13 protein-coding genes are annotated in these 12,486 nt (G+C 73.0%); 5 read left to right on the forward strand and 8 right to left on the reverse strand.

Going from position 1 to position 12,486, the window contains the following annotated elements; all coding sequences use genetic code 11:
• The first annotated feature begins 158 nt into the window (after positions 1-158).
• Positions 159-1,007 carry a 3-methyl-2-oxobutanoate hydroxymethyltransferase gene (gene panB / locus ABZ860_RS06510; RefSeq protein WP_357215954.1) on the forward strand — a complete coding sequence of 283 codons (849 nt, stop codon included), beginning with the start codon at positions 159-161 and terminating at the stop codon, positions 1,005-1,007.
• 81 nt (positions 1,008-1,088) lie between these two features.
• Here panB and ABZ860_RS06515 read toward each other — a convergent pair whose 3' ends face one another.
• Positions 1,089-2,267, reverse strand: a complete 1,179-nt coding sequence (locus ABZ860_RS06515; protein ID WP_357215956.1) for an aminotransferase class I/II-fold pyridoxal phosphate-dependent enzyme — start codon at positions 2,265-2,267, stop codon at positions 1,089-1,091.
• Positions 2,268-2,380: 113 nt separating this feature from the next.
• Between ABZ860_RS06515 and ABZ860_RS06520 the strand changes: the two genes are divergently transcribed.
• Positions 2,381-3,061: an alpha/beta hydrolase gene (locus tag ABZ860_RS06520; RefSeq protein ID WP_357215958.1), complete on the forward strand. Its 681-nt coding sequence runs from the start codon at positions 2,381-2,383 to the stop codon at positions 3,059-3,061.
• A 54-nt stretch (positions 3,062-3,115) separates the two neighbouring features.
• Here the strand turns inward: ABZ860_RS06520 and ABZ860_RS06525 are convergent, their stop codons facing one another.
• The 5 genes from ABZ860_RS06525 to ABZ860_RS06545 form a co-directional block, all read right to left on the reverse strand.
• On the reverse strand, positions 3,116-4,411 hold the full coding sequence (locus ABZ860_RS06525; RefSeq protein ID WP_357215961.1) for an esterase-like activity of phytase family protein: 1,296 nt from the start codon (positions 4,409-4,411) through the stop codon (positions 3,116-3,118).
• An 86-nt stretch (positions 4,412-4,497) separates the two neighbouring features.
• Positions 4,498-5,169, reverse strand: coding sequence for an NADPH-dependent F420 reductase (gene npdG, locus ABZ860_RS06530; RefSeq protein ID WP_357215963.1), 672 nt, complete (start codon positions 5,167-5,169; stop codon positions 4,498-4,500).
• Between the two features lie 74 nt (positions 5,170-5,243).
• The gene (locus tag ABZ860_RS06535; protein WP_357215966.1) at positions 5,244-6,014 is read right to left on the reverse strand and encodes an ABC transporter permease; all 771 of its coding nucleotides are present in this window, start codon (positions 6,012-6,014) and stop codon (positions 5,244-5,246) included.
• Positions 6,011-6,775, reverse strand: coding sequence for an ABC transporter permease (locus ABZ860_RS06540; RefSeq protein ID WP_357215969.1), 765 nt, complete (start codon positions 6,773-6,775; stop codon positions 6,011-6,013). Before ABZ860_RS06540 ends, ABZ860_RS06535 begins: the two co-directional genes overlap by 4 nt.
• A complete protein-coding gene (locus ABZ860_RS06545; protein WP_357215971.1) occupies positions 6,772-7,476 on the reverse strand; it encodes an ATP-binding cassette domain-containing protein in 705 nt (234 codons plus the stop codon). Before ABZ860_RS06545 ends, ABZ860_RS06540 begins: the two co-directional genes overlap by 4 nt.
• A 133-nt stretch (positions 7,477-7,609) precedes the next feature.
• On the opposite strand from ABZ860_RS06545, the gene ABZ860_RS06550 reads away from it, so the two are divergent.
• The gene (locus ABZ860_RS06550) at positions 7,610-8,464 is read left to right on the forward strand and encodes a histidine kinase (RefSeq protein ID WP_357215974.1); all 855 of its coding nucleotides are present in this window, start codon (positions 7,610-7,612) and stop codon (positions 8,462-8,464) included.
• The gene (locus ABZ860_RS06555) at positions 8,461-9,135 is read left to right on the forward strand and encodes a response regulator transcription factor (protein ID WP_357215977.1); all 675 of its coding nucleotides are present in this window, start codon (positions 8,461-8,463) and stop codon (positions 9,133-9,135) included. The genes ABZ860_RS06550 and ABZ860_RS06555 overlap by 4 nt, the downstream gene beginning before the upstream one ends.
• A gap of 87 nt (positions 9,136-9,222) precedes the next feature.
• On the opposite strand, the gene ABZ860_RS06560 is transcribed toward ABZ860_RS06555, so the two are convergent.
• Entirely contained in the window at positions 9,223-10,371 is a 1,149-nt protein-coding gene (locus ABZ860_RS06560; RefSeq protein WP_357215981.1) for a lipase family protein, read from the reverse strand.
• A 131-nt stretch (positions 10,372-10,502) separates the two neighbouring features.
• Between ABZ860_RS06560 and ABZ860_RS06565 the strand changes: the two genes are divergently transcribed.
• Positions 10,503-11,081 carry a hypothetical protein gene (locus tag ABZ860_RS06565; protein WP_357215984.1) on the forward strand — a complete coding sequence of 193 codons (579 nt, stop codon included), beginning with the start codon at positions 10,503-10,505 and terminating at the stop codon, positions 11,079-11,081.
• A 27-nt stretch (positions 11,082-11,108) separates the two neighbouring features.
• Here ABZ860_RS06565 and ABZ860_RS06570 read toward each other — a convergent pair whose 3' ends face one another.
• Positions 11,109-12,485, reverse strand: coding sequence for an FAD-binding oxidoreductase (locus ABZ860_RS06570; protein WP_357215987.1), 1,377 nt, complete (start codon positions 12,483-12,485; stop codon positions 11,109-11,111).
• Position 12,486 lies beyond the last annotated feature (1 nt).

Below are 12,486 nucleotides of genomic sequence, written 5' to 3' on the forward strand. Positions count from 1 at the left end.
GACATTCTCGCGAGCGGGTCGCCTCATTCGTCCCTTTGATCCCAGTTGTCCCAGGCCCGGATTACGCCGCCTGTCCGGGGTGTTCCAGCCCATGGCGGCATGCGATGATCTGACTGTCCGGGGACGCCACAGGGGCGCCACGAGGCCTGGAGGTAGCCATGTCCTCTGTTTCTTCCGTTGTGTCCAAGCCCGCCCTCTACGGCGGGGCCGCGGGACGCAGGGTCACCGTCCGCGACGTCGCGGCAGCCAAGGAACGCCACGAGAAGTGGCCGATGGTGACGGCGTACGACGCCATGACCGCGAGGGTGTTCGACGAGGCGGGCATCCCGGTGATGCTGGTGGGCGACTCGGCCGCCATGGTCGTCTACGGCTACGAGTCGACGCTGCCCGTCACGGTCGACGACCTCATCCCGCTCACCGCCGCGGTCGTACGCGGCTCGTCGCGGGCGATGGTCGTGGCCGACCTGCCGTTCGGCTCCTACCAGGCCTCACCCCAGCAGGCCCTGGAGACCGCGGCCCGCTTCGTGAAGGAGGCCGGCGCGCACGCCGTCAAGCTGGAGGGCGGCCACCGGGTCCTCCCGCAGGTGGAGATGCTCGTGTCGGCCGGGATTCCGGTCATGGCGCACCTCGGCCTGACCCCTCAGTCGGTCAACGCCTTCGGCGGCTACCGGGTGCAGGGCCGCGGCCAGGCGGGAGACGAGATCATGGCCGACGCCAAGGCGCTGGAGCACGCGGGCGCCTTCGCCGTCGTGCTCGAATGCGTCCCCGCCGACCTCGCCCAGCGGGTCACCACGTCGCTGAGCATCCCCACGATCGGCATCGGAGCGGGTCCCCACACCGACGCGCAGGTCCTCGTCTGGCAGGACCTGATGGGCCTGACCCCGCAGCCCGCGAAGTTCGTGAAGAAGTACTTCGACCTGGCCGGGGAGATGGACCGCGCGATCCGCGCGTACGCCGACGAGGTGGTCTCCGGCGTCTTCCCCAGGCCCGAGCACAGCTACCGCTGACGCCCGGCGGGCGGCCGCGGCAGCGTGCGGCGGCCGCCCTCGACCGGGGTCCTCCCGGCGGGGTCGTCCCCCCGGGCCGTCTCAGATCGCGTCGAGCGCCTGGGCGAAGTCGGCCCACAGGTCCTCGGCGTGCTCGATGCCCACGGCCACCCGCACCGTCCCCTCGCCGATGCCCGCCGCGGCCAGGCCCTCGGCGCTCACCGTACGGTGCGACGTCGTGGCAGGGTGGAGGATCAGGGTCTCCACGCCGCCGAGCGAGGGCGCGAGCAGCGCGAGCCGCACGTTGCGCATGAACGCCTCGCCGGCGGGACGCCCTCCGGCGAGGTCGAAGGAGAACACGCCGCCGAAGTCGGGCAGGAGCTTCGTGGCGAGCTCGTGCGACGGGTGGGAGGACAGGCCCGGCCAGTGCACCGCGGCCACGGCCGGATGCCCGGCGAGCCGCGTCGCGAGCACGCGGGCGTTGGCGCAGTGGCGCTCCATCCGCAGCGGCAGGGTCTGCATCCCCCGGAGGGTCAGCCACGCGGCGAACGGGTCGGCCGTCGCGCCGAGCTCCACCGCGTACGACCACACCCTGCGATACACGTCCTCGGAGGCGAACACGGCGATCCCGCCGACGACGTCGGTGTGCCCGGACAGGTATTTGGTGACGGAGTGCACCACGATGTCCGCGCCGTGCTCGATGGGGCGGCACAGGATCGGTGAGGCGAAGGTGTTGTCGACCACGGTGAGGATCCCGGCCTCACGCGCGGCCGCGCACATCCCCGGGATGTCGGCCACCTGCGTCATCGGGTTGGCGATCGTCTCCAGATACAGCAGCTTCGTCGTGGGCCGCACGGCGGCGCGTACGGCCGCGGGGTCGTCCTCCGGCACGCGGGTGACCTCGACGCCGAAGCGGTCCGCGAGGTCGGCCAGCGTCTGCGCGGTGGCGCCGTACAGCGCCGACTGGGCGATCACGTGGTCGCCCGACTTCAGCAGGCCGAGCAGCACGGCGTTGATCGCGCCCATGCCCGAGCCGGTGGCCACGGCGGCCACGCCGCCCTCCAGGCCGGCGACCGCCTCCTCCAGCGCGCGCACGGTGGGGTTGGAGAGCCGGCCGTAGACGTACGCCCCGTCGGGCCGCCCCATGCCGTCGGCGAAGACGGCCGGGTCGTCGAAGACGAATCCCGAGGTCTGGTAGATCGGCATGGAGATCGGCACGCTGGCCTCCGGCGTGGGCCGGGGCAGGTGGACGACGCGCGTTTCCGGATGCAGGGAGCTCATGCCGTCCACAATTACCTAGAAAAGCAATTCTTGTCAGATTTTCCCCTCGACGACCGGTTACGCGGCGAGCGGAGAAGCCGTCCGGCGCCGCCGCCCGCGGTGAGGATGAGGGGGTGGATGTCAGCTTCCTCCTCGTGCACAGCCCCTCCGTGGGCCCCTCGACCTGGACCCCCGTCGCCGAGATCCTGCGGGCGCGCGGGCACACCGCCGTGGTTCCGCGGCTGACCGACGTGACGGCCGGTCCGCCGCCCTACTGGCCGAGGGTGGTGAGCGAGGTGGCGGCGAGCGCGCCACGCGGGCCGCTGGCCGTCGTGGCGCACAGCAACGCCGGGCTCTTCGTGCCGCTGATCGCGCAGGCCCTCGCCGGGCAGGTCGCCGCGTGCCTGTTCGTCGACGCCGCCCTGCCGCCGCGCAGGGGCGCGTGCCAGGCGGCGGAGCCGGAGCACCTCGACTTCCTGAGCTCCCTCGCCGACGACGCGGGCGTCCTGCCCCGCTGGACCGACTGGTGGCCCGAGGACGACGTCGCCGCCCTCCTCCCCGACCCGGTGGTCCGCCAGGTGGTCGTGGCCGAGCAGTCGCGGCTGCCCCTCACGTACTACCAGGAGGAGATCCCGGTGCCGGCCCGCTGGGACCACCTCAGGGGCGGCTACCTGTGGTTCGCGGACGCGTACGCCGGCCTCGCCCACGAGGCCGGGGAACGCGGCTGGCCGGTCACCCGCATCCCCGGCGAGCACCTGCACCAGCTCGTCGCGCCGGAGGCGGTGGCCGACTGGCTGCTCGCCACCGCCACGTAGCCGCGCCCGCCGAGCTGAGCGGGCGCGCTCAGCGGACACGTCGAACGGGTGCGCTCAGTGGGCGCCGAGCGCGCGAGCGAGCCGGACGACGACGAGGCGGCTCGGCACGCCGCTGTCGATCAGCCTGCCGTCGGGGCCGAAGTCGCCGAGGCCGAAGTCGTTGTCGTTGGCCAGCGCGATCGTGCGCGGGCCGAGCACCGCCAGCCCCTCGATCTTGCCGGGCAGCGACGGCACCAGCGCGTTCGGCTCCAGCACGAGCGACTTGGCGGGCAGCCCGAGGCCGGACGCCGCGGCCAGCTCCTCCAGGGACGGGCTGGTCTTCGGGTCGTCGTACGGCCCGCCGAGCAGGTTCGCCGCCTTCGTCAGGTCGATGGAGTACACCCGCGCGACGTTGTCGGTGCGCTCGTCCACGAGCAGGCGGCCCGGGCCGGCGTACGCCAGGCCGGAGATCTTCATCTCGCTCTGGTCGCCGTTCACCTTCGGGTCGAAGGTCGTGACGTCCTCGAACCGGTACGGGTACTCCCCGGTCACCTTCCGGCCGCGCAGGTCGAAGGTGAGGATGCGCCCGAACCGCGACTTCTTCGCGGCCTTCTTGTCGGGGATGGCCAGCGGGCTCTGCACGGCCAGATACAGCGTGCGCTGGTCGGACGAGATCGCGAGGCCCTCGAAGCCGCGGTTCTGCTGGCGGCTCGCCAGGATCGCGGGCAGCGTCTCCTTCACCGGGTAGTCGGCGCCGGTCAGGCCGAGCCCCACGGGAACGTGCCGTTCCAGCACCCGCCCGTCCGGCGACACCCGCACCAGCGACGGGCCGTACTCGTCGACCAGCCAGAAGTCGCCGTCGCGGGTGCGCACGAGGTCCTCGACGTCCAGCCCGCTCGGGTTGTACGGCAGAGCCGTGCGGCCGTCCCAGGTGTAGGGCGTCTCGTCGTGCCCCGCCTGGTTCGACAGGCCGGTCACGGGCCTGCCGGAGGCGCCGGCGATCGGGATGTACTGCTTGATCTTCGCCGTGCCGCCCGCGAGGGCGACCCGTACGATCGCCGGAGCGAAGTCGGGCACCGGGAAGGTCCGGCGCTTGTCCCCGTCCACGGTCGGCTGGCCGTTCGGGCCACGGTCGGTGACGAGCCAGAACTCCCCGGGCCGGCCGGCCGGGAACAGGCCGCTGCCGACGCCGCCGAGCCGCACGCCGCGGTCGTCGGCGATGGACGGCTGCGCCTGCTTCAGCGCGGGGGCGGGGAGCGTGACGTCGGCGACGACGACGGGGCCCTTGGCCGGGTCGGCGGCGGCCGTGCCGGCGGCGGTGAGGGTGAGCGCGGCGGCGATCGCCAGACCGGCGGAGACGTGACGGAGCACTGGAGGCCTTTCAGACAGCGACGACAGCGCCCGAAGGTAGTGAACGCCCACGTCTCCGACGTGACGATCAGGTGAAGCGCGGATGGCTACACGTCGGTCACCCGGATGCCGGCGTGGGCCTTGTATCGGCGGTTGATCGAGATCAGGTTCGCCGTGAGCGCCTCGACCTGGTGGGCGTTGCGCAGCCGGCCCGCGTAGACGCCGCGCGCGCCGGGAATGCGACCCGCGAGCGCGCGTACGACGTCGGTGGCCTCGCGGTCGTCGCCCAGCACGAGCACGTCGAGGTCGATCTCCGCCACCGAGGGGTCGAGCAGCAGCACCGCCGAGACGTGGTGGAAGGCCGCGACCACCCGGCTGCCGGTCAGCACCGCGGCCGCCTGCTGCGCCGCGCTGCCCTCCTCCACGGGCAGCGCGTACGCCCCCTGCTTGTCGAAGCCGAGCGGGTTGACGCAGTCCACCACGATCTTTCCGTCTAGCGGTTCGCGCAGGGACTCCAGCAGCGCCTTGTGCCCCTCCCAGGGCACCGCGACGATCACGACGTCCGCCTCGGCCGCCACCTCGGCGTTCGCGGCCCCGCGTACGCCGATCTCGCGCGCCGCCTCCTGGGCGCGCTCGGCGCTGCGCGAGCCGATCAGCACGGTGTGCCCGGCCAGCGAGAACCGGCGGGCCAGTCCCTTGCCCTGGTCTCCGGTCCCGCCCAGGATGCCGATGGTCAGCGCGGAGACGTCGGGCAGATCTGCGGTGGTGTGCTCAACCATGGGTCAGATCATGCCAGCAGGCCATCGCCCCGACCCCTCCGGGGCGTCCCGCCACGACGTCCGGTGATCGCGTTTCACACATCCCGGCGTCGGTATCCGAGCACGGCGACGGCGATCAGGACGGCGGTCCAGGCCATGAGGAGCAGCGCGCCGTGCACCGGTGTCACCGCGCCCGCGTCGTCGGCCGGCGGGAACCACATGGCGAGTCCGGCACTGTCCGGGAGGTATTTCGCCGCGGAGACGTGGTCGCGCAGGAGCGGCCCGGCGATGAAGAGATACCCCAGCTGGACGACGACCGCCGCGAGCGTCCGACGCGCGAGGGCGCCGACGGCCGCGCCGATCAGCGTCGTCAGCGCAAGGTACGCGGTCGCGCCGCTCAGTGGCTCCGCGACCCGAGCCGAGGTCACGGGCGCGGCCGTGCCGCCGAGCGCACCGGCCGCGAGCGCCACCCCGGACGCGGCCGTGACCGCGGCTGCGGGAAGCACGACGATCGCCAGCGCGACGTGCTTGGCGGTGAACTGCAGGGCGCGGCGGGGCATCGCGGTCAGGGTGGTGCGAATCTGCCCGCCGGCGTACTCGGAGCAGGCGGCCAGGACGCCGAGGATGACGAAGCCGGCGTGCGCGTAGCCGATCGACGCCAGTCCGATGTCGGCAGCGCTCCTGGTGCCGGTCGCACCCCGCAGACCGGCGATCGTGAACGCGATCGCGAGGAGCGCGTTCAGCACGAGGGTTCCTCCGAGCGTGAGCCAGGTCGCCGGAAGGGACACGAGCTTCGACAGCTCCGCGGCGAGCGCCTGGGCGGCTTCGCGGCCACGGGTGCGAGCCGCCGGCGTGGGGACGGTCATGCGTCCCTCCGCGTGAACGAGATCGCGGCGATCACGAGCAGCACCGTCACCCAGGCGGTCATCACCAGGCCTCCGGTGAGCGGGCTGATCTCGGCGGTGCTGCCGGCGAGCTTCCGGATGAACATGCGGACCCCGGCCATGTCGGGCAGGTAGTTCGCCAGGGGCGTGATCTTGGTCAGCAGGTAGGTGACGGAGACGACCGAGGTGTTCGCGATGAGCACCGCGAGCGGAACGACCCCGTGGCGGGTGAGCACGGTGATCCCGGAGGCGAGGAGCGCGGTGTCCACCCAGTAGCAGACCACACCGGCCAGCCGCGGAACGTCGTCGCTCCCCCATGCCGGGGCGTGCTCGCCGAGCACCACCCGGACGACGCCCATGGTGGTCACCGTCGCGGCGATCGCGAGCATCGCGCCGCCGGCCGCGATCGCGGACATCTTCCCCAGCAGGAACCGGAGGCGGGAGGGAACGACGGTCAGGCTGGTGGTGATCTGACGCCCACCTCCCGATTCCGCGCTCTCGGTGACGTACTCGCTGCTGACACCGACGACGCCGAGAACGATCGCGCCGACCACGCCGAAGGCCAGCTCCTGATAGCCGATGTCGATCGCGGCGGTCGCCGCGGCGCCTCGGGTGATCGCGCCGAGGGCCGAGGAGGCGGTGATCGAGGCGACCACGCCCGGTACGAGCACCCCGGCCGCCATCGCGATCCACGCCCCCGGCAGCGAGGCGAGCTTCGAGGCCTCCGCCGCGAACGTCCTCACGGCGCGCCCCCGGTGGTGAGGGCGAAGAACGCGTCCTCAAGGGTGCCGTAGGGGCCGGTGACCTCGGCGAGGGTGCCGTCCGCCACGACCTCGCCCTCGTTGATGACGACGACGTCGTCCACTGTCTCCGCGAGCTCCCCCATCAGGTGGCTGGACAGCAGCACGGTCCGGCCGGACGCGGCGCGTTCACGCAGGAAGGTCCTGATCCACCGGATGCCGTCCGGGTCCAACCCGTTCACCGGCTCGTCCAGGATCAGGATCTCCGGGTCGCCGAGCAGCGCCGTCGCCAGCCCGAGGCGACGCCCCATGCCCAGGGAGTAACCGCCGACCCGCCTGGCCGCGGCGTTCGTCAGGCCCACGACCTCGAGCACCTCGTCGACGCGCGCACGCGGCAATCCCGCGGAGCGAGCCACCCACCGCAGGTGCGCCCGGCCCGTCCGCGCCCGATGCGCGCCGGAGCCGTCCAGCACGGCCCCGACCATGGCAAGAGGGTCACGAAGCTTCGCGAACGGGACGGAACCGATGAGCGCCGTGCCGGAGGTCGCCCGATCCAGGCCCAGCAGAATGCGCAGTGCGGAGCTCTTGCCCGCGCCGTTCGGGCCGAGGAACCCGGTCACCCTTCCGGGGCGGGCCTGGAAGCCGACGCCGCGCAGGATCGTTCTGGACCCGCGCCGCTTGACCAGGTTGTCGATCGTAATCATGTCCCCCATGTGACCGCGGAGCATCGCCTCCGGTCATCGGACCGGCGACCGGACCCGGTCTCGCCGCTCGGACCCGGATCTCTCCGACTCTGGTCCGATGCGCCGTGCCGGGGTGCGTCCCTAGATTGGGACCATGGGAGTCGACCAAGCACTTCCGAGACGCGGGCGGCGGGTCTGGCCACTGGCCATCGCCGTTCACGTCGTGCTGTTGCTCGCCCTTCTCGCGGTCGCCGGCGGAGGTCTCGCCGCGGTCGTCGTCCCCGTCGTCATCGCCGCGCTGGCGGCGTCGGTCACCCTGTGGGCGGCATTCAGCACCCACAGGCAGCGGACCGCGTACGAGGCGCGGCTCGCGGCGTGGGCCGGCGAACGCGCGGCACAGGCCGAACGCCTGCGGATCGCACGCGAGCTGCACGACATCGTCTCGCACGGCCTCGGCCTCATCACCGTCAGGGCGAGCGCGGCGCGCTATCCCGGCGCGGGGGACGACGGCTCCGCGGCGCTGTCGGACATCGAGCGCATCGGGCGGCAGACCACGAGGGAACTGCGCCGCATGCTGAGCGTGCTGCACGGCTCGGCCGGTGTGGCCGCACCCCTGCGGCCCGCCGACTCACTCCGCGACCTGCCGGCGATCATCGAGGCCGCCGGAAGGGCAGGCCCGGCCGTCACCGTCGAGCTCGGCGAGATCGACGACATCAGCCCCGGGGCGCAACTCGCGGTCTGCTCCGTCGTGCGCGAAGCGCTCACGAACACCGCTCGGCACGCCGGACCGACCAACGCGAACGTGTACGTCCGTCGCGACGGCGACTGGATCGTCACGAGCGTCAGGGACGAAGGCCCGGTGGACGGATGGACCCCGCATCCGGGAGCCGGGCACGGCATCGAGGGGCTGAGGGAACGCGTCACCGCGATCGGCGGGAGCTTCGAAGCCGGGCACGTCGAGAACGGGTTTCGCGTCACCGCCCGTATTCCTGAGGCTCGGATGTCATGAACGACCGCGGAACCCCGATCCGCGTCGTCATCGCCGACGACCAGCCCTTGCTGCGCCACAGCCTCGCCGCCGTCATCAACGCCAATCACGACATGGCGGTGATCGGCGAGGCGGGCACCGGTGACGAGGTCGTCAGGCTCGGCGCCGAGCTGCGTCCTGACGTCGTGCTCATGGACATTCGAATGCCCGGCACCGATGGAATCGCAGCCACCCGCCGCGTCACGGCCGACGCGGGCAGCCGATCCGTGAAGGTCATCGTGCTCACGATGTTCGAGCTCGACGAGTACGTCCGCGCCGCCCTCCACGCCGGCGCCGCCGGCTTCCTCCTCAAGGACTCCCATCCCGACACGCTCCTCGACGCGATCCGCCGGACGCATCGGGGCGAGTCGCTGTTCGCCCCGAAGGTCCTCACGCGCATGATCGAGGCCTACATCGCCCAGGCACCGCGGGCGAAGCCGGCGAGCCTGGACGCTCTGACCGAGCGGGAGACCGAGGTTCTCACCCTGGTCGGTCGCGGGCTGTCCAACGACGAGATCGCCGCGGCACTCACGATCTCGATCAAGACCGTCAAGACCCATATCGGCAGCCTGCTGAGCAAACTCCAGGCACGAGACCGCGCGCACCTCGTCATCGCGGCCTACGAGGGCGACCTCATCCGTTCCACTCGTTGAGGCGCGCGGGCGATCGGCTTCATGGCCCGGCCGCCGCCCGGCGGTTCCGCGTCCGCGCAGACCGCCGGCGGTGGCTTTCCGGGACGCTCAGCAGTTGGGGATCGCGGGGAGACCGGCGACGCGAGTGGCGAGCCAGGCCACCGCCAGCGGGGCGCCCTCGACCGCGCCGAGCACGTGGCTGCCGGCCGGCACGCCGGTCCACAGGACGTTCACGCCCCGAGCGCAGTACTCCTCGCGCAGGGTCTTGCCCACCTCGTACGGGATGATCTCGTCGCCCTTGGCGTGGTAGAGGAACAGCGGCACCCGCGGCGCGGACGCGCCGAGGCGGTTCTCGGCGAGGCGGGCCCGCCAGTCGGGCAGGTTCAGCACGTCGGTGGTGGTGAGCTCCGCCAGCCGCCGCCCGCCGAGCTTGGCCCGCAGGTCGCTCACGCAGTCGTCGCGGGCGTCGCCGAACAGCGCCGCGCCCTCGGGGGTCAGGTAGCTGTCCAGGTGCAGCTCGGGATAGGCGGCGTCCAGCCCGATGCCGGCGGCCGCGGCGAGCCCGAAGTCGCCGGTGCCGTCCAGGTGGTCGGCCACGGCCCGCAGGTCGGCCGGCACCCCTCCGGCCGCGACGCCCTTGAGCCGCAGCTCGGGCGCGTACGCCGGCTGGAGCTGGGCGGCCCAGGCCGCCGACGACCCGCCCTGCGAGTAGCCCATGACCACGACGGGAGCGCTGCCGGACAGGTTCGCGCCCGGCACCCGCGTCGCCGCCCTGATCGCGTCGAGCACGGCGTGCCCCTGCGACAGGCCCGCCATGTACGTGTGGTCTCCCGGCGTGCCGAGACCCTCGTAGTCGGTCACCGCGACGGCCCAGCCCTTGAGCAGCATCAGGCTCATGATGGCCAGCTCGGCCTCGGTGCCGCCCGCCATGGCGGCCGACGGGGCGCACTGGTCGCCCATGCCGTGCGTGCCCACGGCGTACCCGGCGATGGGCCGCCTGCCGAGGGGATACGGGGAGTCGGGGACGAGCAGGGTGCCCGAGACGACGTTCGGCTCTCCGGTGGCGGAGGTGGACCGGTAGCGGAGGTGCCAGGCCTTCACCGGCACCTCCAGCAGCTTGCCCGGCACGAGGTAGACCGTCGTGGGGCTCGCTTCGACGACGTCCCCGGCGGAGGTCGCGCGTGCGGTGCCGCCCAGTGCGGGCAGCAGGAGGAGAGCCCCGATCATGGACAGGGTGGCACGAACGCGAAGGTTCATGAAGCCGCCTTCCGGCTGTCGGATCACGTTCCACAATCGGCGCCGTGGGCTGATCGTTACCCGGCGGTAACGGTGTGTCAAGGACCCAATTGGCGGGACTTCACGCGTCCGTGTCAGGCACCATGACCCTCATGGACGCCGCATCGGTGAACCTGCTGCGCGAGGTGCTCGCCTCCACCGGATGGCTCGAACGCACCCGGGAGCTCGGCCTGGCCCTGCGGGCCACCCGGTCGCCCGGGGGGCTCCTCGTCGTCGGCACCCCCGAGGACGAGCCGTGGCACGTCACCGCCCACCTCGCCGACGAGGCCCGGCTGTCGGGGCTCGCCCAGCTGTCCCCCACGCTGGTCCGCTGGGCGCCGCCGCCCGGCGCGCCCGCCCACCTGCGGGTCGGGATGGAGCGTCTGGAGAGCGCCGGCAGGGGCGAGACGCTCTTCGTGGTCGCCGAGCAACGGGCGCCCGTGCCCCTGCTCGAGCGCGTGGACGACGCCCGCCGCACCGGCGCCACCATCCTCGCCATCGACGGCGGCGACCCCGAGCTGGAGTCCCTGGCGCACGACGCGATCGCCGTGCCGGCCGAGGGGGCCGTCCTGAGCTTCGACGCGGCGCAGCACCTGGTGAGCAGCGCGGCCGGGGAGGTGCGGCGGCTCGGCCTGCGGGAACGCCTCGCCCGCCTGGCCGAACGGATCACCGGCCCCCACGTGAGCGACTGAGGCGGGCCGTCTTCCGGGCAGGGCGTCTCAGGCGCCCGCCGGCGGGATGTTCTGGTTCGACGCGAAGACGTTGTCCGGATCCATCCGCGCCTTCAGCCGGGTCAGACGGCTCCAGCTGCCGGGCAGGTACGCCTCCCGGATGCGCCCGCCGCCCTCGTCGCCCAGGTGGTTGACGTAGGTGCCGTGGGCCCACGGCCGGGTGGCGTCCCACGTCTCGCCCACCCAGTGGCGGTGTCGCCCGGGGTCCTCGGCCGGGTCCTCCCACGTGGCCGCGATCATCGTCATGTAGTCCGCCGACCGGTGCCCGAAGGCCGTCGCCCCGGGGTCCCTGTCGGCGATGGCGCCCCCGAGACGGCGGAGCAGCACCTGGTTCAGGGGCGACGTCGGCCGGGTGCCGTGGTGGGCGAGCGCGGCGACGGCCTCGTCCGGCAGGCCCCGCAGGAAGTCGGACCGCACGTACTGCTGCCGCCCGGGGACGTTCGCGTCGTCGAGCATCCGCTGCAGGCCGGCGTACCCGGTCACCCCGAAGGTGTCGACGAGCGGCCGCCCGAGGCCGCGCAGCGGCGCGGTCAGCTCCTCGCCCGTGCCGTGCGGGCCGAAGTAGGCGGCCGCGATGCCGACGACGGGCCTGCCGACGGCCTCGGCGGGCACGAAGGGCGCCGGAGGGGCGGACACCAGCGCCGCGACCAGGGACAGCTCGCGCGGCGCCCGCTCGCCGGCCTGGTGGAAGGCATGAAGGGCGTCGCGGGCGAGTTCGCCCGGATACATCACCATGCCGGCCCACACGGTAGCGACCGGGTGAAGGCGGAAGGTGAACCGCGTGACGATGCCGAAGTTGCCGCCGCCGCCGCGCAGCCCCCACATCAGCTCGGGGTCGGTGTGGTCGTCGGCCGTCACGACGTCCCCGTCCGCGGTGACCAGCTCGACGCCGAGGAGGTTGTCCGCGGCGAGGCCGTGCAGCCGGGACAGCCAGCCGATGCCGCCGCCCAGCGTGAGGCCCGCCACTCCGGTGTCGGAGATCTCACCGCCGGGTGTCGCGAGTCCCTCCGCCTGCGCCGCCGCGTCGAACTCCCGCCACAGGACCCCGGGGTCCACGTCCGCGAGGCGAGCCGCCGCGCGTACGGCGATGCCCTTCATCGGACTGCAATCGATCATCAGCCCGCCTTCGACCACCGAGTAGCCCGGGATGCTGTGGCCGCCGCCGCGCACCGCGATCGGGAGGTCGTGGCGGCGGGCGAAGACCACCGCGGTGGCCACGTCCGCCGTCGAGCGGCACCGTGCGATGAAGGCGGGCCGACGGTCGATCGAGCCATTCCAGATCCGCCGCACCGTGTCGTAGTCCGCGTGGCGCGGGGTGAGCAGTTCGCCCTCGAAGCCGTCGAGGGCGGGGCCGCCGGTGATCATG

This window comes from Microbispora sp. NPDC046973, from assembly GCF_040644495.1.
Lineage (GTDB): Bacteria > Actinomycetota > Actinomycetes > Streptosporangiales > Streptosporangiaceae > Microbispora.

Bases quoted from the DNA above. Each gene is read 5' to 3' on its own strand.
- ABZ860_RS06570 (WP_357215987.1), bottom strand. From the start codon at position 12,485: ATGATCACCGGCGGCCCCGCCCTCGACGGCTTCGAGGGCGAACTGCTC.
- ABZ860_RS06550 (WP_357215974.1), top strand. From the start codon at position 7,610: ATGGGAGTCGACCAAGCACTTCCGAGACGCGGGCGGCGGGTCTGGCCA.
- ABZ860_RS06515 (WP_357215956.1), bottom strand. From the start codon at position 2,267: ATGAGCTCCCTGCATCCGGAAACGCGCGTCGTCCACCTGCCCCGGCCC.
- ABZ860_RS06560 (WP_357215981.1), bottom strand. From the start codon at position 10,371: ATGAACCTTCGCGTTCGTGCCACCCTGTCCATGATCGGGGCTCTCCTC.
- panB (WP_357215954.1), top strand. From the start codon at position 159: ATGTCCTCTGTTTCTTCCGTTGTGTCCAAGCCCGCCCTCTACGGCGGG.
- ABZ860_RS06555 (WP_357215977.1), top strand. From the start codon at position 8,461: ATGAACGACCGCGGAACCCCGATCCGCGTCGTCATCGCCGACGACCAG.
- ABZ860_RS06535 (WP_357215966.1), bottom strand. From the start codon at position 6,014: ATGACCGTCCCCACGCCGGCGGCTCGCACCCGTGGCCGCGAAGCCGCC.
- ABZ860_RS06545 (WP_357215971.1), bottom strand. From the start codon at position 7,476: ATGATTACGATCGACAACCTGGTCAAGCGGCGCGGGTCCAGAACGATC.
- ABZ860_RS06565 (WP_357215984.1), top strand. From the start codon at position 10,503: ATGGACGCCGCATCGGTGAACCTGCTGCGCGAGGTGCTCGCCTCCACC.
- npdG (WP_357215963.1), bottom strand. From the start codon at position 5,169: ATGGTTGAGCACACCACCGCAGATCTGCCCGACGTCTCCGCGCTGACC.